25 protein-coding genes are annotated in these 23734 nt (G+C 69.7%); 11 read left to right on the top strand and 14 right to left on the bottom strand.

Annotated elements, in window-relative coordinates; genetic code table 11:
- Positions 1-111: 111 nt before the first annotated feature.
- Positions 112-2952 (top strand): MASE3 domain-containing protein, encoded by a 2841-nt coding sequence (locus tag JMV16_RS05390; RefSeq protein ID WP_201493153.1) that lies wholly within the window; start codon positions 112-114, stop codon positions 2950-2952.
- A 29-nt stretch (positions 2953-2981) separates the two neighbouring features.
- Here JMV16_RS05390 and JMV16_RS05385 read toward each other — a convergent pair whose 3' ends face one another.
- Positions 2982-4178 carry an aromatic amino acid transaminase gene (locus JMV16_RS05385; protein WP_201493152.1) on the bottom strand — a complete coding sequence of 399 codons (1197 nt, stop codon included), beginning with the start codon at positions 4176-4178 and terminating at the stop codon, positions 2982-2984.
- On the bottom strand, positions 4175-4666 hold the full coding sequence (locus tag JMV16_RS05380) for a glutathione peroxidase (RefSeq protein WP_201493201.1): 492 nt from the start codon (positions 4664-4666) through the stop codon (positions 4175-4177). The genes JMV16_RS05385 and JMV16_RS05380 overlap by 4 nt, the downstream gene beginning before the upstream one ends.
- A gap of 114 nt (positions 4667-4780) precedes the next feature.
- Between JMV16_RS05380 and JMV16_RS05375 the strand changes: the two genes are divergently transcribed.
- A complete protein-coding gene (locus tag JMV16_RS05375) occupies positions 4781-5680 on the top strand; it encodes a response regulator (RefSeq protein ID WP_236580367.1) in 900 nt (299 codons plus the stop codon).
- Positions 5681-5701: 21 nt separating this feature from the next.
- Here the strand turns inward: JMV16_RS05375 and JMV16_RS05370 are convergent, their stop codons facing one another.
- Together JMV16_RS05370 and lplT are read right to left on the bottom strand one after the other, a co-directional pair.
- The gene (locus JMV16_RS05370; protein ID WP_201493151.1) at positions 5702-6595 is read right to left on the bottom strand and encodes a DMT family transporter; all 894 of its coding nucleotides are present in this window, start codon (positions 6593-6595) and stop codon (positions 5702-5704) included.
- Positions 6595-7872 (bottom strand): lysophospholipid transporter LplT, encoded by a 1278-nt coding sequence (gene lplT, locus JMV16_RS05365; protein WP_201493150.1) that lies wholly within the window; start codon positions 7870-7872, stop codon positions 6595-6597. Before lplT ends, JMV16_RS05370 begins: the two co-directional genes overlap by 1 nt.
- A gap of 156 nt (positions 7873-8028) precedes the next feature.
- On the opposite strand from lplT, the gene alr reads away from it, so the two are divergent.
- The 3 genes from alr to radA are packed head-to-tail and all read left to right on the top strand — an operon-like array spanning position 8029 to position 10918.
- Complete coding sequence (gene alr / locus JMV16_RS05360) at positions 8029-9126, top strand: alanine racemase (protein ID WP_201493149.1); 1098 nt, start codon at positions 8029-8031, stop codon at positions 9124-9126.
- On the top strand, positions 9126-9533 hold the full coding sequence (gene arfB / locus JMV16_RS05355) for an alternative ribosome rescue aminoacyl-tRNA hydrolase ArfB (protein WP_201493148.1): 408 nt from the start codon (positions 9126-9128) through the stop codon (positions 9531-9533). The genes alr and arfB overlap by 1 nt, the downstream gene beginning before the upstream one ends.
- 20 nt (positions 9534-9553) lie before the next feature.
- Positions 9554-10918 (top strand): DNA repair protein RadA, encoded by a 1365-nt coding sequence (gene radA, locus JMV16_RS05350; protein ID WP_201493147.1) that lies wholly within the window; start codon positions 9554-9556, stop codon positions 10916-10918.
- 13 nt (positions 10919-10931) lie between these two features.
- Here radA and JMV16_RS05345 read toward each other — a convergent pair whose 3' ends face one another.
- Entirely contained in the window at positions 10932-11699 is a 768-nt protein-coding gene (locus tag JMV16_RS05345) for a glycosyltransferase family 25 protein (RefSeq protein WP_201493146.1), read from the bottom strand.
- Between the two features lie 34 nt (positions 11700-11733).
- Here JMV16_RS05345 and JMV16_RS05340 point away from each other — a divergent pair, with 34 nt between their 5' ends.
- The 3 genes from JMV16_RS05340 to JMV16_RS05330 are packed head-to-tail and all read left to right on the top strand — an operon-like array spanning position 11734 to position 13306.
- On the top strand, positions 11734-12153 hold the full coding sequence (locus JMV16_RS05340; RefSeq protein WP_201493145.1) for a hypothetical protein: 420 nt from the start codon (positions 11734-11736) through the stop codon (positions 12151-12153).
- Between the two features lie 20 nt (positions 12154-12173).
- Positions 12174-13097 (top strand): branched-chain amino acid transaminase, encoded by a 924-nt coding sequence (locus tag JMV16_RS05335; protein WP_201493144.1) that lies wholly within the window; start codon positions 12174-12176, stop codon positions 13095-13097.
- 2 nt (positions 13098-13099) lie between these two features.
- Positions 13100-13306: a zinc-finger domain-containing protein gene (locus tag JMV16_RS05330; RefSeq protein WP_201493143.1), complete on the top strand. Its 207-nt coding sequence runs from the start codon at positions 13100-13102 to the stop codon at positions 13304-13306.
- A gap of 27 nt (positions 13307-13333) precedes the next feature.
- On the opposite strand, the gene JMV16_RS05325 is transcribed toward JMV16_RS05330, so the two are convergent.
- Positions 13334-14251, bottom strand: coding sequence for an MBL fold metallo-hydrolase (locus tag JMV16_RS05325; RefSeq protein ID WP_201493142.1), 918 nt, complete (start codon positions 14249-14251; stop codon positions 13334-13336).
- A 72-nt stretch (positions 14252-14323) separates the two neighbouring features.
- Between JMV16_RS05325 and JMV16_RS05320 the strand changes: the two genes are divergently transcribed.
- Positions 14324-14686 carry a hypothetical protein gene (locus tag JMV16_RS05320; protein WP_201493141.1) on the top strand — a complete coding sequence of 121 codons (363 nt, stop codon included), beginning with the start codon at positions 14324-14326 and terminating at the stop codon, positions 14684-14686.
- Between the two features lie 84 nt (positions 14687-14770).
- Here JMV16_RS05320 and JMV16_RS05315 read toward each other — a convergent pair whose 3' ends face one another.
- Both JMV16_RS05315 and JMV16_RS05310 read right to left on the bottom strand, forming a co-directional pair.
- The gene (locus JMV16_RS05315) at positions 14771-16099 is read right to left on the bottom strand and encodes an MFS transporter (RefSeq protein ID WP_201493140.1); all 1329 of its coding nucleotides are present in this window, start codon (positions 16097-16099) and stop codon (positions 14771-14773) included.
- Between the two features lie 161 nt (positions 16100-16260).
- On the bottom strand, positions 16261-16860 hold the full coding sequence (locus JMV16_RS05310) for a GNAT family N-acetyltransferase (RefSeq protein ID WP_201493139.1): 600 nt from the start codon (positions 16858-16860) through the stop codon (positions 16261-16263).
- Between the two features lie 163 nt (positions 16861-17023).
- Between JMV16_RS05310 and JMV16_RS05305 the strand changes: the two genes are divergently transcribed.
- Complete coding sequence (locus JMV16_RS05305) at positions 17024-17803, top strand: carboxypeptidase-like regulatory domain-containing protein (RefSeq protein WP_201493138.1); 780 nt, start codon at positions 17024-17026, stop codon at positions 17801-17803.
- Between the two features lie 96 nt (positions 17804-17899).
- The gene (locus JMV16_RS05300) at positions 17900-18394 is read left to right on the top strand and encodes a hypothetical protein (RefSeq protein WP_201493137.1); all 495 of its coding nucleotides are present in this window, start codon (positions 17900-17902) and stop codon (positions 18392-18394) included.
- Positions 18395-18436: 42 nt separating this feature from the next.
- On the opposite strand, the gene JMV16_RS05295 is transcribed toward JMV16_RS05300, so the two are convergent.
- The 6 genes from JMV16_RS05295 to JMV16_RS05270 all read right to left on the bottom strand — a co-directional run bounded on the left by JMV16_RS05295 (position 18437) and on the right by JMV16_RS05270 (position 23617).
- Entirely contained in the window at positions 18437-18655 is a 219-nt protein-coding gene (locus JMV16_RS05295) for a hypothetical protein (protein WP_201493136.1), read from the bottom strand.
- Between the two features lie 67 nt (positions 18656-18722).
- A complete protein-coding gene (locus tag JMV16_RS05290; protein ID WP_201493135.1) occupies positions 18723-19124 on the bottom strand; it encodes a hypothetical protein in 402 nt (133 codons plus the stop codon).
- An 11-nt stretch (positions 19125-19135) separates the two neighbouring features.
- Entirely contained in the window at positions 19136-20767 is a 1632-nt protein-coding gene (locus tag JMV16_RS05285; protein ID WP_201493134.1) for an NAD(P)-binding protein, read from the bottom strand.
- Position 20768: 1 nt separating this feature from the next.
- Entirely contained in the window at positions 20769-21788 is a 1020-nt protein-coding gene (locus tag JMV16_RS05280; protein WP_201493133.1) for a thiamine pyrophosphate-dependent enzyme, read from the bottom strand.
- A 1-nt stretch (position 21789) separates the two neighbouring features.
- The gene (porA, locus tag JMV16_RS05275) at positions 21790-23043 is read right to left on the bottom strand and encodes a pyruvate ferredoxin oxidoreductase (RefSeq protein ID WP_201493132.1); all 1254 of its coding nucleotides are present in this window, start codon (positions 23041-23043) and stop codon (positions 21790-21792) included.
- Complete coding sequence (locus JMV16_RS05270) at positions 23027-23617, bottom strand: 2-oxoacid:acceptor oxidoreductase family protein (protein WP_201493131.1); 591 nt, start codon at positions 23615-23617, stop codon at positions 23027-23029. Before JMV16_RS05270 ends, porA begins: the two co-directional genes overlap by 17 nt.
- Between the last annotated feature and the right edge of the window lie 117 nt (positions 23618-23734).

Genomic DNA, 23734 nt, shown 5'->3' with positions numbered 1-23734 from the left:
CCCTGGGCGACGAGGCTTGATTCCTCCACGCCGTGCGGCGCGGTGGCGGCAGGGACGCCCACGAATGCCGGCGCCCCCCCGCGACGGCCACACGAAGGCAGACACCTCTCCATGACCGACCCATCGTCCCGGCCCCGACTCACCCTTCAGGCACTGGCGGTGCCAGCGCCCGCGGCCTGGGTCGTCGGCCTCAGCTTGTTGATGGCGCTGGGCCCCTTCCTGCCGGCGTCGCGCTTCTTTGCCGAGCCCGGCAACTACTTGCCACTGCACACGGGGCTGGAGTTCGTGGCCATGGCCGTCTCGGCGATGGTGTTCGCGCTGGGATGGAATCTGCGTCACCAACAGCTCAACAGCCACCATCTGCTGCTGGGGGCAGGTTTGCTGGCCGTGGGCCTGATCGACATGGCCCACACGCTGTCGTATCCGGGCATGCCGCCGGTGGTGACGCCCAGCGGCGCGGAAAAGGCGATCAACTACTGGCTGGCGGGGCGCTTCGTCGCCGCCGCGGTATTCGTGGCGGTGGCCCTGCGGCCACCCAGACGCTGGCCGCCGGCGGCCTGCCATGCGCTCGTGGCCGCGGCACTGGTGCTGACGGGCCTGGTGGCGTGGCTGGGCGTGTCGCCCAACCCCTGGATTCCGCGCACCTTCGTGCCGGGCCAGGGCCTGACGCCCTTCAAGATAGCCGCCGAGATCGCGCTCTCGCTGGCCTACGGCGGCGCCGCCTTGGTGCTGGTCCTCAAGATCCGCCGCAGCGGCGACCGCAACCTGAGCTGGCTGGCCGCCGCGGCCTGGGTGCAGGGCCTGGCGGAGCTTTTCCTCACGCTCTACGCGGATGTCACCGACCTCTTCAACCTGCTCGGCCATGTCTACAAGGCCATCGCCTACCTGATGGTCTACCGGGCGGTGTTCGTGGCCGGCGTCCAGGCACCTTACCGGGCGCTGGCGGTCGAGCAGGCGCGGCTGCAGAGCCTGCTGTCCACCATTCCAGACCCGATCTGGCTGAAAGACCGCGACGGCATCTACCTCGCCTGCAATGCGGCCTTCGAACGCCTCTTCGGTGCCGCCGAAGACCGGATCGTGGGCCGCAACGACCACGATTTCGTCGACCGCGAGCAGGCGGATTTCTTCCGCCGCCACGACCTGGCGGCCATGGCGGCGGGCCGGGCCAGCGTCAACGAGGAGTGGCTGACCTTCCGGGGCGACGGCTATCACGGCCTGTTCGAAACCACCAAGGCGCCGCTGCGCAGCGGCGACGGCGTTGTCGTCGGCGTGCTGGGGATCGCCCACGACATCACCCAGCGCAGCCGCGCCGAGCACCAGGCGCGCGAGAGCGAAGCGCACTTCCGCACCCTGGCCGACAGCGGCTCGGCGCTGATCTGGACCTCGGGCCTGGACAAGGGCTGCGACTACTTCAACGAACCCTGGCTACGCTTCACGGGCCGCAGCCTGGCCCAGGAACTCGGCAGCGGCTGGGTCGAGGGCGTGCATCCCGACGACCTCGAGGCCTGCGTGCAGACCTACGAGCAGTGCTTCCAAGGCCGCCGCGCCTTCAGCATGGATTACCGCCTGCGCCGTGCCGACGGCCTCTACCGCTGGATCCGCGACGACGGCTGCCCGCGCTACGACAGCGAGGGCGGGTTCCTGGGCTACATCGGCTACTGCGTGGACATCACCGAGCACAAGGCCGCCGAGGCCGAGATCCGGACGCTGAACGCCCAGCTCGAGCGGCGGGTGGCCGAGCGCACCGCCGAGTTGGAGCGGACCAACCGGGAACTGGGCGTGGCCAAGCGAGCGGCCGACGGTGCCAGCCGCTCCAAGAGCGCCTTCCTGGCGAACATGTCGCACGAGATCCGCACGCCGATGAACGCCATCCTGGGCCTCAGCGGCCTGATGCTGCGGCGCGCAGCCGCCGGCAGCGAAGACAGGGAGCGGCTGGCCAAGATCCAGGTCGCCGGGCAGCACCTGCTGGGCATCATCAACGATGTGCTCGACCTGTCCAAGATCGAGGCCGGCAAGTTCTCGCTGGAGACGCGACCCCTGCGCGTCGACGCCGTGGTCGCCAACGTGGTGTCGATGCTGAGCGAGCGGGCGCGCGAAAAGGGACTGCGGATCTTCGCCGAACCGCAGAGCCTGCCGATGAACCTGGAAGGCGATCCGATCCGGCTGCAGCAGGCCTTGCTGAACTACGCGGGCAATGCCGTCAAGTTCACGGCGGCCGGGCAGGTGCGCATCGCGGTACAGCTGGTGGACGAAGACGCGGCAGGCGTGTGGCTGCGCTTCGAGGTATCCGACACCGGCATCGGTGTCGCGGCCGAGATGCTGCCGCGGCTGTTTGCCAGTTTCGAGCAGGCTGACAACTCGACGACGCGGGAGTACGGCGGCTCCGGCCTGGGCCTGGCCATCACGCGCGGCATCGCCCAGCTGATGGGTGGCGAGGCTGGCGCCGACAGCCGGGTCGGCGTGGGCAGCTGCTTCTGGTTCACTGCCCGGCTGGTCAAGGCCAGCCGCGTCCCGCGCCAAGAAGCCCGCATCGCCACCGGCGCGGCCGAACAGCGCCTGCGCCAGCGCTATGGCGGCCAGCGCGTACTGGTGGCCGAAGACGAGCCGATCAATCGCGAGGTGACGTCCATGATGCTGGAGGAAGTCGGCCTGACGGTCGACCTGGCCGAGGACGGCGCCGAAGCGCTGGCCCTTGCCACCCGCCACGACTACCTGCTGATCCTGATGGACATGCAGATGCCGACGATGGATGGCCTGCAGGCCACGCGGCAAATCCGCAGCCAGGAACACGGCCGCCGCCTGCCCATCCTGGCGATGACGGCCAACGCCTTCAACGAAGACCGCGAGCGCTGCCTGGCCGCCGGCATGGACGGCTTCATCTCCAAGCCGGTTCCCCCCGAGCAGCTGTACCTCAACCTGCTGCAGGCACTGGAGCCCGAGAATGCAGGCTAGCGATCACACAGGCCACCGCCGCGCAGAACTCAGATCACCGCGGCTATCGCCGCAGCGGTGCGCTCGACATTGCCGCTGTTGAGCCCGGCCACGCAGATGCGGCCCGAGCGCACGAGGTAGACGCCGAATTCCTCGCGCAGGCGGTCAACCTGGGCCGCGCTCAGGCCGGTGTAGCTGAACATGCCGCGCTGGCTGAGGAAATAGCCGAAGTCGTGGCCGGGCTTGCGCGCCGAGAGCACGGCGTGCAGGCTGCGCCGCATGGCCAGGATGCGCTCGCGCATGGAGGCCACCTCGGTTTCCCAAGAAGACCGCAGTGCCGCGTCACCCAGCACCAGGGCCACCACGCCGGCGGCGTGGATGGGCGGGCTCGAGTAGTTGCGGCGCACCGTGGCCTTGAGCTGGCCCAGCACCAGCTCGGCCTCGGCCGCGTCGGCGCAGACCACGCTCAGCGCGCCGGCGCGCTCGCCGTAGACGCTCATGCTCTTGGAAAAGGAATTGGCGACGAAGAAGGCCAGGCCCGCATCGGCCAGCAGGCGCACCGCGTGGGCGTCTTCCTCGATGCCGTCGCCGTAGCCCTGGTAGGCCAGGTCCAGGTAGGGCAGCAGCTCGCGCTCGCGCAGCACCGGCAGCAGCGCCGCCCATTGGTCGCGCGTGAGGTCGACGCCGGTCGGGTTGTGGCAGCAGGCGTGCAGCAGCACCACGCTCTTGGCCGGCAGCGTGCGCAGCGTGGCCAGCAGGTCGTCGAAACGCAGGCCGCCGGTGGCCGGGTCGTAGTAGGGGTAGGTGTGGACCTTGATGCCGGCGCCTTCGAACATGGCGCGGTGGTTGTCCCAGGTCGGGTCGCTCACCCACACGGCGCTGCCGGGCAGCCAGCGCTTGATGAAGTCGGCCCCCACCTTGAGGCCGCCGCTGCTGCCCACGGTCTGCAGCGTGGCCACGCGGCCGGCCGCCAGCGCGGCATGGCCGGCGCCGAAGAGCAGGCGCTGCACCTGGGTGCGCATGGCCGCCGAACCTTCAATCGGCAGGTAGGGCTTGGCGCCGCCCTCGGCGAGCAGGCGTGCCTCGGCCTGGCGCACGCTGTCAAGCACCGGGATGCGGCCGGCGTCGTCGAAATAGATGCCGATGGAGAGGTTGACCTTGTCGGCCCGCGCGTCCTTCTGGAAGGCCTCGTTGAGGCTGAGGATGGGGTCGCCGGCGTAGGGCTCGAGATGGGTGAAGGTGCTCATTTCGCGGCCAATTCCTTTTCAATGTCACGGCGCAAGGCATCCGGCGCCTCATTCGGGGCGTAGCGCTTGCGCACCTGGCCGTCGCGGCCGACCAGAAACTTGGTGAAGTTCCACTTGACGCCCTCGGTGCCCAGGATGCCGGGCGCCTGGGCCTTGAGCCATTGCCACAGCGGGTGGGCCTCGCCGCCGTTGACCTTGATCTTGGCCATCATCGGGAAGCTGACACCGAAGTTCAGCTGGCAGAAGGAGGCGATCTCCTCGTTGCTGCCCGGATCCTGGCCGCCGAACTCGTTGCTCGGAAAGCCAACGATGACGAGGCCGCGCTCGCGGTAGTCCTGCCACAGCTTTTCCAGCCCCGCGAACTGGGGCGTGAAGCCGCAGGCGCTGGCGGTATTGACGATGAGCAGCACCTGGCCCTTGTGCGCCGACAACTGCACCGGCTGGCCGCTGATGGACAAGGCCTCGAAGTCGTGGATGCTGGTCGCGATCAAGAAGGGCTCCGGCGGATTCGGAAATCGGGCATCTTAGCGGCCCGCCTGCACACGCATACCTCGCCGGGACGTTGACAGGCACCGCGGCCGCGGCCCACCATCGCAGCCGCCATGCCCACCGCCCACCGCATCGCCATCCTCGGTTTCAGCGAGTTCGAGCGCGCCACCATCGCCTCGACCTTTCGCCTGGCCACCCGGGCCGCGCCCCGCTACGAGCTGGTAACCCTGCTCGACAACGCCGATTTCTTGGTCGCCGACGCCGACCACCCGCCCTCGGTGCAGCTGGTGCAGGTGACCGAGCGCATGGGCCGGGCCGTCTTCGTCGGCGCCCAGCCGCCGCCGGGCTGCGTGGCCTGGATGCCGCGGCCCATCGCCACGCCGCAGCTGATGCGCGAGCTCGACAGCCTGGCCGCGCCCGGCAGCGTGCAGCCCGCGGCACCGTCCCCTGCGCCGCTACCACCCCCGCCACCCGCGCCGCCGCCGCGCGACCTGCTGTTTGCCGCCCCGGCCCGCATGGCGAGCACGCGCACGGCGCGACCGCAAGCCCCCGCGCCGCGCACGCCGGCCCTGCCCCGTGCCCTGGTGGTGGACGACAGCGCCATCGCCGGACGCTTTCTCGCCTCGCGCCTCGAGCGCTGGGGCGTGGAAGTGGCACGCGCCAGCCACAGCGGCGAGGCCCTGGCCCTGATGGCCCAGCACGACTACGACTTCGTCTTCCTCGATGTCGAACTCGGCACCCGCAGCGAGCTCGACGGCCTGGCGCTGTGCCGCCACGTCAAGCGCCAGGGCAGCGGCGGTGCGGCCCTGCACTCGGTGGTGGTGATGGTCTCGGCCCACCAGGCCGAGGCCGACCGCGTGCGCGGCACGCTGGCCGGCTGCGACGCCTACCTGGGCAAACCGCTGGACGAGGTCGAGCTGCACCGGCTGATGCTGCGCCACGGCGTTCGCGCGGCGCCGCCGGCCTCACCCGCTTCACCTCCGTCTCCCCCATCACCCGCGCCTGCCGGCTGAGCCAGCGGCGCAAGCCTGCGCTCAGCCGCGCGCCGCCAGCAGCGTGGCGCCGACGATGAGGGCGCCGCCCAGCAGCAGCTGCGTCGTCAGCGTGCCGGCGCCCAGCAGCGCGGCCGACACCGAGGCGAACAGCACCTCGGAAATCATCACCACCGCCGTGACATTGGCCGGCAGCCGCGCCGCGCCGTACTGCAGCGCCAGGTTGCTGGCCAGGAAGGCCACCGCCAGCGCCAGTGCGCCGCCCACCCAGGCCAGGGCCGGCGCGGGCGGTGGCGGCACCGAGCCGCCCGCGGCCAGGGCCACGGCGGCCGAGACCACGGCCCCGCCCATGAACATGGCCAGTGCCCGCGCCGCCTCGGGCCGGTGCGCTTCGCGCCGCAGCAGCACGTTGTTGAGTGCGAAGGCAAAGCCGCCCGCCACGCCCAGGCCTTCGGCCAGCGTGCGCGGCAAGGGTAGCCCGCCCCCGGCCGGCCACAGCACGATGGCGGCGCCGGCCAGGGCCAGGGCCACGCGCAGCAGCGCCGCCGGCGTGAAGGCCTCGCCCAGCAGCAGCCGCGCCAGCAGCACCGCCCACAGCGGCATCAGGTAGAAGAGCAGCACCACGCGCACCACGTCGCCCACCGTCACGGCCCAGTTGAAGGTGGCATTGGTGGCGCCCGAGGCCAGCACCAGCCACCACAGCGAGGGTGTACCCAGCAGCTGGCGCCACGATTGAGGCCGCCACAGCGTGATGGCCAGGGCCGAGACGAGGTAGATCAGCGCCGTCGCCCACAGCGGATGCAGGCCCAGCGCCTGCAGTTCACGGAAGGGCCACCACGAGACGCCCCACACAAAAGCGTTGCACACCAGCGCCAGCGCCGGCCCGAGCAGGCGGCCGGCCGCAGGTGCGGGCCGCAGATCGGCAGCAGCCACCATCAGTGATGATCGCTGCGCGCGATGGCCAGCAGGTGCTTCAGTTCCTCGGCGTGGCGCACCAGGTTGCGCTGGTGCCAGCGGCGGATCAGCTCCATCACGCCGGCCACCAGCAGGCCGAAGATGGCGATGGCGCCGAAGGCCGAGAGCCCGAACTTGGTCATGCCGACGTAGAAGGCGCCCAGGCTCAGGATGCAGGCCTGCTCGTTGAAGTTCTGCACCGCGATGGAGCGGCCGGCGCCCATCAGGTTGTGGCCGCGGTGCTGCAGCAGCGCGTTCATCGGCACGATGAGGTAGCCGCACACCGCACCCAGCACCACCAGGAAGGGCGCGGCCGCCCAGACATTGGTGATCAGGTTCAGGCCTATGGTGAGAAAGCCTATGCCTATGCCCAGCGGCAGCAGCTTGACGGCGTGCTCCAGCCGCGTCGAAACCGAGGCGTAGACCGCGCCGACGACCGAGCCGACGATGACCACGCCGGCCAGGTTGGAGGCCTGGGTCGTGCCATAGCCCAGCGCCGCCGCGGCCCAGGCAAAGACGATGACGCGCAGGTTGCCGAAGATGCCCCACAGCAGCGTCGTCGTCGCCAGCGTGATCTGGCCCAGTTTGTCGGTCCACAGCCGCGCGTTGCAGCGCGAGAAATCGCGCACCAGGCCGCTGACGCCGCCGCTCAGCGGCTGCAGCGGCGCCGAGGTGCGCGGGATGTAGAGATTGAACAGCGCCGCCGTCACATAAAGCAGCACGATGACCGAGATCGCGGCCTCGGGCGCGGTGTCGATGCCGGTGTCGAGCGCGGGCAGGTCGAACTCCAGCAGCCGGTGCGAGATGCGCTGGCCGACGAGCTGGCCGCCGAGCAAGATGCCCAGGATGATGGAGCCCACCGTGAGGCCCTCGATCCAGCCATTGCCCTTGACCAGCTGCGAAGGCGGCAGCAGTTCGGTGAGGATGCCGTACTTGGCCGGCGAGTAGGCCGCCGCACCCAGGCCGACGATGGCGTAGGACAGCAGCGGATGGCCGCCGAACAGCATCATCAGGCAGCCCGCCACCTTGATGGTGTTGCTGATGAACATGACGCGGCCCTTGGGCAGGGCATCGGCGAAGGCCCCCACCAGCGGCGCCAGCACGACGTAGAACAGCGCGAACATGGGCGCCAGCGCCGGCGTCTGCCAGGCGGGCGCCTTGCTCATGCGCAAGAGTTCGATCGCGGCCACCAGCAGCGCGTTATCAGCCAGCGAGCTGAAGAACTGCGCCGACATGATGGTGGAGAAACCTTTTTTCATCGTGTCGCGCGCAGCGAGGCGCGACGGCCACCTGCCACGCGCGTTTGTCTCCGTCTTCAGGGCGGGCGGGTTATAGCACGCGCCCCCGGCTGGCAGAATGCGCCGGCCCCCCCTGACCGCGGTACCACCGCGGTGGCTTGCTCCCTTCGCCCGCCCATGCCCCGCCCCATCGAAGCCCTCATCCACCCGGCCGCGCTGGCCGCCAACCTGGCGCGCGCCCGCGCCGGCGCCGCCAATGCGCGCGTCTGGGCCGTCGTCAAGGCCAACGCCTATGGCCACGGCATCGAGCGCGTCTACCCTGCCCTGCGCGGCGCCGACGGCTTTGCCCTGCTCGACCTGGCCGAGGCCGAACGGGTGCGCGGCCTCGGCTGGCGCGGCCCCATCCTGCTGCTCGAGGGCTGCTTCGAGCCGCGCGACCTGGAACTCTGCTCGCGGCTCGACCTGTGGCATGCGGTGCATTGCAGCGAGCAGATCGATTGGCTGGCGGCGCACAAGACGCAGCGCCCGCACCGCGTCTTCCTGAAGATGAACAGCGGCATGAACCGCCTGGGCTTCCGCCCCGCCGCCTACCGCAGCGCCTGGGCACGCCTGAATGCCCTGCCCCAGGTCGACGAGATCTCGCTGATGACGCATTTCTCCGACGCCGACGGCGCCCGCGGCATCGCCCACCAGGTGGCCGCATTCGAGGCCGCGGCGCAAGACCTGCCGGGCGAGCGCAGCCTGAGCAACAGCGCCGCCATCCTGCGCCACGGCCTGGCCAACGACTGGGTGCGCGCCGGCATCCTGACCTACGGCAGCGCGCCCGACTTCCCCGACCACGACATCCGCCACTGGTGCCTGCAGCCGACCATGACGCTGCGCTCGCGCCTCATCGCCGTGCAGCAGCTGCAGCCCGGCGACACCGTGGGCTATGGCAGCAGCTATACAGCCACCGAGCCCCAGCGCATCGGCATCGTCGCCTGCGGCTATGCCGACGGCTACCCGCGCCATGCCGGCACCGACACGCCGGTGCTGGTGGACGGGGTGCGCACCGGCACCGTCGGCCGCGTCTCGATGGACATGCTGGCGGTAGACCTGACCGGCCTGCCCGACGCCGGCCTCGGCAGCGAGGTCACGCTGTGGGGCAACGGGCCGCGCGGCAGCCTGCTGGCCATCGACGATGTGGCGCGCGCCGCCGGCACCATCGGCTACGAGCTGATGTGCGCGCTGGCGCCGCGCGTGCCGGTGCGCGTGGCTGAAGAAGAGCCCGGCTGATGCTCGCCAAGCGGGTGCTCGTGGACCCCGCCGAGGTCGAGTTCAGCGCCATCCGTGCCCAGGGTGCGGGCGGGCAGAATGTCAACAAGGTGTCGAGTGCGGTACACCTGCGCTTCGATGTCGCCGCCTCCAGCCTGCCGGATGCCGTGAAGCTGCGCCTGCTGGCCCAGGCCGACCAGCGCATCACCGAGGGCGGCATCGTCGTCATCAAGGCCCAGGATCACCGCAGCCAGCCCATGAACCGGGCCGACGCGCTGGCGCGGCTGCAGGCCATGGTGGACGAAGCCGCGTCACCACCGCGCCCCCGCCGCGCCACCAAGCCCACCTATGGCTCCAAGCAGCGGCGGCTGGAGGGCAAGGCGGTGCGCTCCCAGGTCAAGGCCGGGCGCGGGCGCGTCCAAGAGTGAGCGACCGGCCACAATCGCGCGTGGCCAAGACGATCTACACCTGCCGTGATTGCGGCGGCAGCAGCCCCAAGTGGCTGGGCCAGTGCCCGCATTGCCGGGCCTGGAACACGCTGGATGAGGCGGTGGCCGAGACGGCAGGCGCCTCCACCCGCAACACCCGCTTCCAGGCCCTGGCCAAGAGCCAGCCAGTGGCCACGCTCAGCGAGATCGAGGCCGCCGAGATCGCGCGCACCCCCACCGGCCAGGAAGAGCTGGACCGCGTGCTCGGCGGCGGCATCGTCGAGGGCGCCGTCGTGCTGCTGGGCGGCGACCCCGGCATCGGCAAGAGCACGCTGCTGCTGCAGGCGGTGGACGCGCTGGCGGCGCAGATGAAGGTGCTTTATGTGACGGGCGAGGAAAGCGGCGCCCAGATCGCGCTGCGGGCGCGACGCCTGGGCCTGGCGGGCGACCGCGTGCGCGTGCTGGCCGAGATCCAGCTCGAGAAGATCATCGCCGCCATCGAGGCCGAGGACGCCGCCTTCTGCGTCGTCGACTCGATCCAGACCGTCTATTCCGACCAGCTCAACTCGGCGCCCGGCTCGGTGGCCCAGGTGCGCGAGTGCGCGGCCCAGCTGACAAGGCTGGCCAAGACGCGCGGCTGCACCGTGGTGCTGGTGGGCCATGTCACCAAGGAAGGCGCGCTGGCCGGGCCACGCGTGCTGGAGCACATCGTCGACACCGTGCTGTACTTCGAGGGCGACACGCACAGCAGCTTCCGCCTCGTGCGCGCCATCAAGAACCGCTTCGGCGCCGTCAACGAGATCGGCGTCTTCGCGATGACCGAGCGCGGATTGAAGGGCGTGAGCAACCCGAGCGCGATCTTTCTCTCCACCCACGGCGAGCCGGTGCCGGGCACCTGCGTGCTGGTGACGCTGGAAGGCACGCGTCCGCTGCTGGTGGAGATCCAGGCGCTGGTGGACAGCGGCGGCGCCAGCCCGCGGCGCCTGAGCGTGGGCCTGGACCGCGATCGCCTGGCCATGCTGCTGGCCGTGCTGCACCGCCACGCCGGCGTCAGCTGCATGGACCAGGACGTCTTCGTCAACGCCGTGGGCGGCGTGCGCATCGCCGAGCCGGCGGCCGACCTGGCGGTGCTGCTGGCCATCCAGGGCAGCCTGCGCGGGCGGGCGCTGCCACGCGGCTTCATCGCCTTCGGCGAGGTCGGCCTGGCCGGCGAGGTGCGCCCGGCGCCGCGCGGTCAGGAGCGGCTGAAAGAGGCCGCCAAGCTGGGCTTCAGCGTCGCCGTCGTGCCCAAGGCCAATGCGCCCAAGAAGCCCATCGAGGGGCTGACCATCCACGCCGTCGAGCGCATCGAGCAGGCCATCGAGGCCGTGCGCGGCCTGGGCTGACTGGCCCCTGGGTTCAGCCGCCGCGCTTCTCGCGCCAGGCCTCGGTGAGGCCGTAGACCAGGCGCCGCGATTCGTTGCCCAGGCGGTAGGCATAGGTGCTGAGGCGTTTGGTCCAGTGGAACTTGCGGCCCGGGCCGGGCGGGGCGACGATGGTCGACGCGATCTGGTCGTCGTGGCCGCAGGGCGTGGGCGTGACGAGGCGGAACTTGATGCCGAAGCGCCAGCCCTGGTCGAACACATGGTCGTAGGGCAAGCTCATGGGCAGCAGGCCGCCGGGCTGGCGCAGATACGCCTCGGCGGCGCGGCGGTTCATCAGGTAGGCGCTGCTGCCGGTGCAACGGCTGAGCATCACCGCGAGCTGGTGGCCGGGCGCGACCTCCAGGTAGGGCACGGGCGTGCCGCGGTGCACGGCCGAGAGCTTGACCGCGTCCCAGCGCTCGGGCGCGGCCAGCAGGCCCTGCAGCACGGCCGGCAGGCTGTCGTGCAGCAGCACGTCGTCTTCCAGCACCAGGGCGTAGCGGGCGTTGCCGGCCAGCATCTGGCGCATCACCTCGACATGCGACAGGTAACATCCCAGTTCACCGCCCAGCGGCGTCATGCCATGCTTGCGGCGGTAGGCGGCTTCGTCCAGCGCGGCGCGTTGCAGGCTGCTCAGGGCGCGTGCATCCACCGCCGGCAGCCGCGTCCAGGCCAGGCCCAGGCGCTGCAATTGCGCCGCAATCCGCGCCAGACGCTCCGGCGCCCGATCGAGGTTGATCACCCATGTCTGCAAGCCATCCATCGCCTTCATTGTCGGCCACTGCGGGGGCAGCCCTGTGAACGCCCTGCTCGGCTGGGGCCTGGCGGTGGCCGCGGTGGCGGCCGGCTACACGGCCTATGGCTGGCCCGGCGTGCTGCTGGCGGTGTCGGTGGTGGTGTTCTGGTTGCTGCTGCAGTTCTCGCGCGCCGTGCGCCTGATGCAGACGGCCGCCGGCCGGCCGGTGGGCCAGGTGCCCAGCGCGGTGATGCTGCAAAGCCAGATGCGCCAGGGCCTGCGCCTGCCGCAGATCCTGCAGCTCACGCGCAGCCTGGGCACGCAGCTCGCACGCGAGCCCGAGGTCTGGGCCTGGCGCGACGAAGGCGGCGACGAGTTGCGGGTGGAGATGCTGGGCGGCCGCGTCGAGCGTTGGGATCTGCACCGCGCCCGTCCGCCCGAGGCCGGCGCGGCGGAACTAAAATCGCCGACCCCCGATTGACGAACCCACTAGGAGCTCCCATGTCGATGTCCGACCGCGACGGCAAGATCTGGATGGACGGCCGCCTGGTCGACTGGCGCGACGCCAAGATCCATGTGCTGAGCCACACGCTGCACTACGGCTGTGGCGCCTTCGAGGGCGTGCGCGCCTACAACACGGTAAACGGCACCGCCATCTTCCGCCTGCGCGAGCACACCGAGCGCCTGTTCAACAGCGCCAAGATCCTGCGCATGAAGATCCCCTTCACGTTGCAGGAGGCGATGGACGCGCAGTGCGAGGTGGTGCGCGCCAACAAGCTCGAGAGCTGCTACCTGCGCCCGCTCACCTGGATCGGCGACCAGAAGCTGGGCGTCAGCCCCAAGGGCAACACCATCCACCTGATGGTGGCGGCCTGGGCCTGGGGTGCCTACCTGGGCGAAGAGGGCATGAAGCGCGGCATCCGCGTCAAGATCAGCAGCTACACCCGCCACCACGTCAACATCACGATGACGCAGGCCAAGACGGTGAGCAACTACACCAACTCCATCCTGGCCAACACCGAGGCCACCGACGACGGCTACGACGAGGCCATGCTGCTCGACGCCTCGGGCTTCGTCAGCGAGGGCGCGGGCGAGAACCTCTTCGTCATCAAGAACGGCGTCGTCTACACGCCCGACCTGTCGGCCGGCGCGCTCAACGGCATCACGCGCAACACTGTCTTCCACATCTGCAAGGACCTGGGCCTGGACCTGGTGGAAAAGCGCATCACGCGCGACGAGGTCTACATCAGCGACGAGGCCTTCTTCACCGGCACCGCGGCCGAGGTGACGCCCATCCGCGAGCTCGACCGCATCGAGATCGGCTGCGGCAGCCGCGGCCCCATCACCGAAAAGATCCAGACAGCCTTCTTCGATATCGTCAACGGCCGCAATCCCAAGTACGCCGAATGGCTCACCAAGGTCTGAAGATGAGCGAAACCAAAGCTGTCGTCGAACTCGCCGCCGCCGATTTGCTGGGCCCCGGCGTCGTGCACTGCCCCAACCCCAAGATGGCGCAGTGGAGCGGCCATCCCAAGGTCTTCATCAATGTCGCCGACCATGGCGAGGGCCGCTGCCCTTATTGCGGCACGGTCTACCGCCTGAAAGCAGGCGAGAAGGTCGGCCACGGCCATTGAGAGCAGCGGCCGCAGCCGCTGCGGCCCCTACTTGGGCGGCAGCACGCCCAGCATCATCTGCACGAAGGCCTCGGGCTTGACGAAGCCATTGCCGTAGCGCGCGTCGTACTCGGCGGTGACGCCGGCGGCGCGGATCTCGGCGTCGCTCTTGCCGGCCAGGCGCAGGTCCTTGATGCGCACGATCACGGTGGCCAGCATGTCGCGCCAGTCCACCAGGTCGGCCTTGCTGGCCAGCGGGCCGTGGCCGGGAATGATGCGGGTCTTGTCGCCCGCCAGCTTGAGCACACGGTCGGCCGCCGCCAGCACGCCGTCGGCCGTGCCGCCGCTGCTGCCGTCGATGAAGGGGTACATGCCGTTGAAGTAGACGTCGCCCATGTGTACGACATCGCTCTTGCGGAAATGCACGATGAGGTCGCCATCGGTGTGGGCGCGTGGCACATGGAAGGCGTACACCTCATCGCCATTGATATGGAAGCTGATCTCGCCGGCCACCGTCACCACCGGCAACGCCACCTTGGGCGAGGCCGGCTGCTTGTTGCTGCTGCCGACGAAATTGATCAGCTGATCGCTGCTCATGCGCCGGCGCACGTTGTCGTGGGCCACGATGAGCGCGCCCTTGCTGCCCAGGGCCTCGTTGCCGCCGGTGTGGTCGAAGTGGAAATGCGTGTTGAGCACGAACTGCAGCGGCCGCTTGGTGATCTGCGCAATGGCGGCCTGGATCTTGGGCGCCATCGGCGCGAACTGGTCGTCGATCAGGAAGACCGCATCGTCGCCCGCCGAGAGCCCGAGGTTGCCGCCGGCGCCGGTGAGCATCCAGGTGGTGTCGGACAGCTTCTCGGCCTTGATCTCGACCTTGCTGAAATCGGTCTGGGCCAGGGCCGGCGTGGCGGCCAGGGCCAGCAGGGCCAGCAGGGCCTGGCGGCGCGGGGTTGGCTGATGCGTCATGGCGTGTTCTCCGTCCCGTTCGATGGACGGCGCATTATCGGCATGCCGCACCGCGCCGGCACGCGATGAGGCATGATCCCCCGCATCGACGACGCCTTGCCCGCCCACGCCTTGGACCCCTTCCGCAAACTGCCCGGCCATACGCGCACGGCCCCCGGCCTCGAGCGCCGGCTGTGGCGCCGCCTGCCGGCCATCTTGCTGTGGGGCAGCGCGCTGCCGCTGGGCTTTGCGCTGCTGCGGCTGTGGTCGGTGGGGCCTGACGACGAGGCGGCAGCACAGCTGCAAGCCTATGTCGCCCTGGGCGTGCTGCTGCTGCACTGGACGCTGGTGCTGACGGTGGCCTTCGGCTGCGTCATCGTGATGGTGATGAAGGGGCCGGCCTATGTCGCCGATGCCTACCCCTTCCCCGAGCGCGACGCGTCGCGCGGCGGCTGAAGCTCAGGCGGCGCGCGCCGCATGAAATCTAGGAGGCGGCTCGCGCCGCATGAAACCTAGGAGGCGGCTCGCGCCGCATGAAACCTAGGAGGCGGCTCGCGCCGCCTCGTCGGCCAAGGCGGCCGGCTTGCGCAGCGCCAGCGTGGTGATCAGCATGGCCAGCATCACCAGCGCCACCATCGCATAGGCCAGGCCCAGCCCGGCGGCCTGGCCGCCGGCGAAATCGGCCAGTGCGCCGATGGCCGCCGCCGCCAGCAGCGTGCCGATGCTGGTGCAGATGTTCACCAGGCCCTGGGCCGCGCCGCGCTGGGCCGGCGGCGCCTCGTCGATGGCGATGCCGCGCAGCGCGCCGCCGACCACGATGCCGATGCCCAGGCCCAGCGGCAGGGTCGCCACCAGCCAGCCCCACAGACCCAGCTGCAGGATGGCCACGCCGCCATAGCCCAGGGCCAGCATCGCGAAGCCGGCCAGGATGATGGAACGCGGCCCCAGCCGGTTGATCAAGCGGCCGGCAGCCATCGAGCCGAACATCGAGCACAGCACCAGCGGCAGCAGCACGAAGCCGCCGTGGCTGCGGTCCACGCCGTGGGCATGGTGGGCCAGCGCGGCGAGGAAGATCACGCCGCCCATGCCGAAGCCGGCACCGGCGGTGAGCAGATAGGTCAGCGCCAGCTGGCGGCGCCCGAACAGCGCCAGCGGCACCATGGGCTGGGCGGCGCGGCGCTCGGCCGCGACCAGTGCCAGCAGCAGCGGCGGCACGGCGGCCAGCAGCCAGGTCGAGGCCGCGGTGACCTGGTTGATGCCCAGCACCAGCGCGCAGAGCAGCAGGAAGAGCAGCAGCACGCCGGGCCAGTCCAGCGGCGGCAGCGGCCCGGCGCGGCGCTGCACCGGCAGCGCACGCCGCCCCATCACCATCACCAGGGCGGCGATGGGCAGGTTGGCGAGGAAGATCCAGTGCCAGCTGGCGACCACGATGGCCAGCGCCGCCAGCGGCGGCCCGAGCACGAAGGCCATGCCGTAGACGGCGCCGATGAGCCCGAGGGCGCGACCGCGCTGATGCGGCGGCAGCGCATCGCCGATCACCGCGCTGGCGGTGGGAATGATGCCGCCGCCGCCCATGCCCTGGATGGCGCGCCCGACCAGCAGCAGGCTGTAGCTGGGGCTGGCCGCCACCACCAGCGAGCCCAGCGCGAACAGCGCCACGCTGCCAAGGAAGACCGGGCGGCGGCCGTGGCGGTCACCCAGATTGGCCAGCAGCGCCGTGCTGGCCAGCGAGGCGAGCACGAAGACGATGGTCAGCAGGCCGGCGGCGCGGTTGTCGAGATCGAAACTCTGGCGCAGCACCGGAATGGCCGGCGCGATGACGGCCGTGTCCAGCGCCGCCATGAAGACGCCGATGAAGAGCACCGGCATCAGACGGGGCGCAGGGGTGGAGCCGTCTGCAATGGGGGCCGGGGGCATCGGGGGCGGAGGCTAGGGGAAAACGCCGCATTCTAGGAGCGCGGGGCGGGGGGCGCCGGCCAGGCACGTCAAGCGGCAGAGCGCCGCGGGCGGCGCGGGCTTCGCGGCAGTGCTCAGTGCGCGGCAGCCACCGCGGCCGGCACGGCAACCTGACCTGGGGTGCGCGCCCGCCAGTCGCGCTGCAGCAGGCCGTAGAGCGCGGTGTCCGAGACCTCGCCGCCGACGATCCAGCGTTCGCGCAGATAGCCTTCCTGCGCAAAGCCCAGGCGCTGCAGGCTGCGCGCCGAGGCGATGTTGCGCGGGTCGATGTCGGCCTCGACGCGGTTGAGCGCCAGCGTACCGAAGCCGTGCTCCAGCAGCGCCAGCAGGGCCTCGTGCATGTAGCCGCCGCCCCAGTAGGCCGAGCCCAGCACATAGCCGAGCTCGGCGCGGCGGCACTGGGCCTGGAAGGCAAACAGCGTGCAGGTGCCGATGAGGGTGCGGTCGGCGTGGCGCTCGAGCGCCAGGCGCAGGTAGTCGCCGGCAGGCATCGCGGCGCGGTCGCGCGCAATCATGGCCTGCGCCGATTCAATGCCGGTCCAGGGCGGCGAACTCCAGTAGCGCGTGACCGCGGGATCGGAAAAGATCGCCATCAGCGCCGCCTCGTCGCCCTCGGCCAGCGGACGCAGCAGCAGCCGCGGGGTGCTCAGCATCAGCATCTCGAAACCAGCCATGGCGGGGACTCTAGCTGATGATGCGCAGGCTTAGACAGGCCGGCATGATGCGGCCGCCTTCGATCGCATGCGCTTTCGGCCAGTGCAGTGCCAGGTTGAATCGTTGGCTGGCACCCTCAGGCTGTTGCTCGTGGGGCCTTGGCACCAGACACGGAGACTTCGCATGACGCAATTGGGTGAGGGCGCGTTGATTGGCCTGTTTCCTTCGACACCGACGCCGTCGATTTCGCCGGGTAGTCTGGTGGTGGCCATCACCGAATCATCCAGCGACGAGGCCATCGAGGATGTGAAGGTCACGTTGGCCGGCCCTTCCTCGGGCTCGGCGCGCACCGACGCTGCTGGTGAATGCCGATTCGACGGCATCGGCGCCGGGAATTACCAGTTGACACTTGTGCAGGACGAGTTCGAGCTTCGGCCGGACAGTATCGATGCGGTAGTCGAACCGGGGCAGACGAGGCGCCTGGAATTGCGCCTGAAGCGGGTTATCACCACGATAGTGATGAAGCGCAAGCATGTGAAGGCTTCTACCGGAGCGCTCTGGGCAGCCGCAAGGCGCAAGGACCCGTCAGGGATCGACTACGGCCACTGGTGGGTCGAGATCGATGACAGCGAGAGCTACGGATGGTGGCCCGCCAGCCCTGTGGGGCTCGAAGGCACACTCGGCGGTGTGCAGGGTGTCGTCAACATGATGGAGGGAGCGGGCGGCACGTCCACTCGCGACCCGCATCACGGCGACCCCGGCGACGAGGAATTTTCACCACGCGTCAAGAACGGCAAGTCGGCCGCGTTTATCAAGCAGTCGATGCGGGACTTCGTTGCAGGCTTCGAGACCAATTACGGCTCGGTCTGGCGTTGGCCCATGAAATACAACTGCCACTCGTTTCAGGAGCAAATGATGTCTGACACTAACCTCAGTTGGTGGGGCTCGAAGAAGCTGAAGTAGATGATTAATCGTTTGCTCCGCCGGAATTTCCTGCGCGCCCTCGTTGTGGGGCCGTGCTGCGCCGCGCTGCGGAGCCAAGCCCAACCGGAGAAGCCCATGCCCCCCCCTGCCGATGCCACCTCCATCCAAGCCGCATTCTTTGCACGAGCCAACCTGTACACCGTTCCCATCCATCCCGAGTTGCCGATAGACGAAGCCCAAGCCGAAAGTGGCCGCTCCTTCTACCGCTTTGCGCTGGACGGAGGGCGCGTGTTGTGGGCCGAGAAGTGGTTGGCCGAGCGCAAGCCCCTGGCCACTGAGGTGCGGCTTCCAGCAGGCCTTGCCGCCGGAGCACACTTCTTTGCGTTGTCGCCTTCCGGCGCTGCTACACGGGAGCTGAGCCTTGTCGATCTGCGCGGCTACGTTGACTACCTGCGTGTCGAAGTGTCGGCCGATGGTCACCCGCTGCTCGGCGAGCGCGTGACCAGGCAGCGTGTGCTGCGCCACGACTACGAATACTGGGACAACGGCCAGTTGAAGCGCTGGCGCTTCCAGGGCGCCGACAACCAAGGCGAGAAGCTCTTTGACCGTTCAGGCAAACCCCTGAACTGAGGCCACCGGCATCAAAATGCCAGCAGTCGCTGTCCACGGGCTTCAGCGCTGGCCCTTGGCCGCCTCGGCCTGGCGCTTGTAGTCGTCGTGGGACAGCGCCGTGCTGTCCATGCAGCGCCGTCGCTCGGCGCTGTCCTGGATGCGGTTGCATTCCAGCCGCTGCCAGGCCTGGCCGCCACCATAGATCTGGGGCGAGGAGCAGGCCGATTGCAGGGCGGCGAGGGCGAGCAGGGCCAGGAGAGGGAATCCGGTGCGATTCATGGGCTTGAGCAAATGCGGCGGGTAGGCGCAGATGGTAGAGGCATGCGGCGTCACGGGCGGCGCCCGTTCAGGGCGTGATGACGCAGCGCAGCGTGCCCACACGCGCCCGCCCCTGTCTCTGCTCGAAGCGCAGGGTGGCCGAGGCGACATCCTCGCCCGCCGCATGCCTGATCGTCAGCTCGCAGGCATTGCCCGCGCACCCGCCGGTGATCACGTTGTCGCCGCGGTAGAGGTAGGCGAGTTGGACGGCAAGCAGGTCCTTCACCCGCGCCCGGCCGCGCTGGCCGTAGTCGCCGTCGCAACCCGAACCGCGCGGGATGCCGTCCTGGGCACTGGCCAGCAGGGCGCGCAAGGCCTGCCGCGTGGCCGCCGGGTCGGGCTCAGGTGCGGCCGGCGCGGGGCCGGCGCAGAGCAGGCCCAGCAGCGCCGGCACAAGCCACCATTGCCGCCATAGCCGCCCCGGCTTCATGGCGGCGCCCCCTAAACCTGCTCAGCCACCATCTCAATCGCCCCGCAAGGGCATTCGGACACGCAGACGCCGCAGCCCTTGCAGTAGTCGAGGTTGAACTCGAAGCGCTTGCCGGGGCCCAGCTTGATGACGGCGTTGTCGGGGCAGACGCCGTAGCAGTTGTCGCATTCGAAGCAGTTGCCGCAGCTCAGGCAGCGGCGCGCCTCGAAGAGGGCGTTGTCGGCCGAGAGGCCGCCCTGCACCTCGTCGAAGCTGCTGGTGCGGCGCGCCAGGTCGAGCAGCGGGCGCATGGTCTTGGGTGCGTCGCTGTAGTACCAGGGGTTGAGGTTGTCGAAGGTGGCGATGGCGTGCTTGGGCGCGGCCTCGTAGCGGGTGCCGCGCAGCCAGGCGTCGATGTGGCGCGCCGCCTTCTTGCCGTGGCCCACGGCCACCGTCACGTTGCGCTCGGCCGGCACCATGTCGCCGCCGGCGAAGAGGCCGGCGTGGCCGGTCATCATCGTGGCCGGGTCGACCTGCACCACGCCGTCCTTGACCTGCAGGCCCTCGACGTTGTCCAGCAGCGTGAGGTCGACATCCTGGCCCAGGGCCAGCACCAGGCTGTCGGCCTCCAGCGTCTCGTATTCGCCGGTGGGCTGGGGGTTGCCCTTGTCGTCCAGCACCATCTTCTCGATCGTGAGCGAGCCGCCCTCGCCGGCCTGCTTGATGGTGGACAGCCACTTGACCATCACGCCTTCCTGCAGCGCCTCCTCGACCTCGAAATCGTGCGCCGGCATCTTCTCGCGCGTGCGGCGGTAGACGATCACCGCCTCGGTGGCGCCCAGGCGCTTGGCGGTGCGCGCCACGTCGATGGCGGTGTTGCCGCCGCCGTAGACGACGACGCGGCGGCCCAGCAGCGGCTGCTCCTCGCCCTCCATGCTGCGCAGCACCGAGACGGCGTCGAGGATGCGCGAGCTGTCCTTGGCCGGGATGTAGGCGCGCTTGGCGATGTGGGCGCCGACGGCCAGGAAGCAGGCGTCGAAGCCGCCTTCGCGGATGGTGGCGTCCACATCCAGCACCTTGGTGCCCAGCTGCACCGTGACGCCCATGTCCAGGATGCGCTGCATCTCGGCGTCCAGCACCTCGCGCGGCAGGCGGTACTTGGGGATGCCGAAGCGCATCATGCCGCCCAGCAGCGGCCCGGCTTCGAGCACCGTGACCTCGTGGCCCAGGCGGCGCAGGTGGTAGGCGGCCGACATGCCCGAGGGCCCGGCGCCCACCACCAGCACATGGCGGCCGGTGGCCTGCGCCGGCGGCTCGAACTTCCAGCCCTGGCGCAGGGCCTCGTCACCCAGGAAGCGTTCGACCGAGTTGATGCCCACGGCCGCATCGAGCTTGCCGCGGTTGCAGGCCGTCTCGCAGCTGTGGTAGCAGACGCGGCCCATCACGGCCGGGAAGGGGTTGTCGCGCGTGAGGTGGCGCCAGGCCGTTTCGTAGTCGCCGCTTTCGGCATGGAAGAGCCAGCCCTGGATGTCCTCGCCCGCCGGGCATTGGAAGTTGCAGGGCGGCAGGCGGTCGACGTAGACCGGGCGCGAGGTGCGCCAGGTGCCGGTCTTGTTGGCCAGCGAGGAACCCGGGTCCAGCGTGATGGCAAAAGGTTTGTCCATGTCAGTTCACCTGGTCGTCGGCCAGCAGCTTGAAGCGGCGGATGTTGCGGTCGGCCTCGGCCTGGATGGCGGCCAGCATGTCCGGCTGGCCCGGCTTGCCGAAGAGGTGGGCGAAGCGCTTCTGCGGCCGCAGGTATTCGTCCACCGGCACGCGGCGGCGGATCTGGGTGACCGAGCTCAGCTCGCCGTGTTCGGCCTCGAAGACCGGGAAGATGCCGGTCTCGCGCGCCAGCCGCGCCAGCTTGATGGTGTCGTGGCTGGCCGAGCCCCAGCCCAGCGGGCAGGGCACGAGGATGTGCAGGTAGCGCGCGCCGCGGATGCTCATGGCCTTCTCGACCTTGTCTTCCAGGTCGTGCAGGTCGGCCACGGTGGCGGTGGCCACATAGGGAATCTCGTGCGCCATCGCGATCAGCGGCAGGTTCTTGCCCTGGCCCTTGGGCGCGCCCGGCTCGGTGCCCACCGCCATGGTGGTGGCGGTGCGTGCGGCAAAGGGCGTGGCGCTGCTGCGCTGCACGCCGGTGTTCATGTAGGCCTCGTTGTCGTAGCAGATGTAGAGCACGTCGTCGTTGCGCTCGAACATGCCGCTGAGGCAACCAAAGCCGATGTCGGTGGTGCCGCCGTCGCCGCCCTGGGCCACGACGCGGGTCTCACTGTGCGTGCGGCCGGCCTTGATGGCCTTGACCTTGAGCGCCGCCGCGATGCCCGTGCCCACCGCCGCGGCATTGCCGAACAGCGAGTGGATCCAGGGCAGCTGCCAGCTGGTCTCTGGATACGGCGTCGAGAAGACCTCGAGGCAGCCCGTGGCATTGGCCGCGATGAGGCGGTTGCCGGTGGCGCGCATGGCGGCGTCGATGGCGTAGCGCGCGCCCAGCGCCTCGCCGCAGCCCTGGCAGGCGCGGTGGCCGGAGTTGAGCGCATTGCTGCGCTCGGCGCTGCTCTGCACGCTGCGCTGCGCGGGCGCGAGCAAGCGGTTGCCGACGGTAAAGGTGCCGGTCTGGTAGAAGTGGACAACCTGGGTCATGTCAGCTCACTTTCGAGGCGATGGTGCCGACGTCGCGCAGCAGGTTTTCGGCGATGGGGCCGCTGCGGCGCATGCTGGCTTCGCGCTGGAGCTGGCGGTTGACGATGCCCCAGTCGAGATCCATGAAGCTCAGCGGCGGCAGCTTGTCGGCCACCGCCTCGGCAAAGGTGCGTGCCAGCGAGGCCTTGGTGATGGCGCGTCCGCCCAGGCCGGCCACCACGGTGTAGCCCTGCATGTCCAGCCCCGACAAGGCCAGGCGCACGTCGGTGGAGACGACGCCGCCCAGGCCGACCGAGAAGCTCTTTTCCAGCACCACCACGCGCTTGGCGCCCTGCAGCGCGGCGCGCACCGCGGCCAGCGGGAAGGGGCGGAAGGAGTGGATGCCCAGCACGCCGATCTTCACGCCGGCGTCGCGCATCTCGTCGACGGTGTCCTTGATGGTGCCTATCACCGAGCCGAGTGCGACGACGATGGTCTCGGCGTCTTCGCAGCGGTAGCTGCGCACCAGGCCGCCGGTGTTGCGGCCGAAACGCTCGGCAAACTCGGCGGCGATCTGCGGGATGCGTTCCAGCGCCATGGTCTGCTTGGCGTGGGCCAGGTAGCGCACTTCCATGAAGGCCTCGGGGCCGACCATGGCGCCGATGCTCACCGGATCGGCCGGGTCCAGCACCTGACGCGGCTCGTAGGGCGGCAGGAAGGCGTCGACATCGGCCTGCGAAGGCATGTCCACGCGCTCGTAGGCGTGGGTGAGGATGAAGCCGTCCATGCACACCATCACCGGCATGCTCAGTTCCTCGGCCAGCTTGAAGGCCTGGATGTGCAGGTCCAGCGCCTCCTGGTTGTGCGCGGCGAAGAGCTGGATCCAGCCGCAGTCGCGCTGGCTCATGCTGTCGCTGTGGTCGTTCCAGATGTTGATGGGCGCACCGATGGCGCGATTGGCCACCGTCATCACGATGGGCAGGCCCAGGCCGCTGGCGTTGTAGACCGCCTCGGCCATGAAGAGCAGGCCCTGGCTGGCGGTGGCCGTATAGGTGCGCGCGCCGGCCGCCGACGAGCCTATGGCCACGCTCATGGCCGCGAACTCGCTCTCGACGTTGATGAACTCGCAGGGCGCGAGCGAGCCGTCCTTCACCAGTTCGCCCAGGCCCTCGACGATGTGGGTCTGGGGCGAGATCGGGTAGGCGCAGATGACTTCGGGGCGGCTCAGCGCCACCGCCTCGGCCACGGCGTGCGAGCCTTCAATCTGCTTGAGCATGGGCCAGTTCCTTCATCTCGTTTTGCACGTAGGCAAAGGCCTCGGCCGATGCCGCCACATTGGCCTCGGCCACCTTGCCGCTGAACTTGTCGCGGATGGCGTGCGCCACCGCGTCCAGCGAGACCAGGCCGGCGAGCGCCGCGAAGCCGCCCAGCAGCACCGCATTGGGCAGCGGACGGCCCAGGTGGCGCAGCGCGATCTCGGTGGCCGGCACCGTCACCAGGCGCTCGCGGCGGTAGCGCGCCGCCACTTCCGACAGGCCCAGTTCGTCAAAGCTGCGCTTGCTGTTGATCAGCACATAGCCATCGGGCTGCAGGCCCTGGAAGACATCCACCTGGTGCAGCAGCGTCGGGTCTTGCACGATCAGCACATCGGGCGCGAGGATGGGCTCGCGCAGCCGGATCTCGCGCTCGGAGATGCGGCAGAAGGCCACCACCGGCGCACCGGTGCGTTCGGAGCCGAAGCTCGGAAAGGCCTGCGCATGCCGGCCCTGTTCAAAGGCGGCAATCGACAGCATCTCGGCCGCCGTCACCACCCCCTGGCCGCCGCGGCCGTGTATCCGAATCTGCAGCATCGTGGACGCTCCTCGCGAAAGGCGCCCATGGTCTGCCTTGGGCAGGCGCTCATCTTGAGCCACGTCAAAATGGCGATGCAGCTCATGGGAGGATGAAGAAAATTCACATGGCGGTTT

Origin of the sequence: Rubrivivax sp. A210, assembly GCF_904426505.1 — a bacterium.
Taxonomy (GTDB): Bacteria; Pseudomonadota; Gammaproteobacteria; order Burkholderiales; family Burkholderiaceae_C; genus Rubrivivax.
The sequence above is the reverse complement of the archived record's forward strand: the minus strand, read 5'-3'. Positions and strand labels throughout refer to the sequence as shown.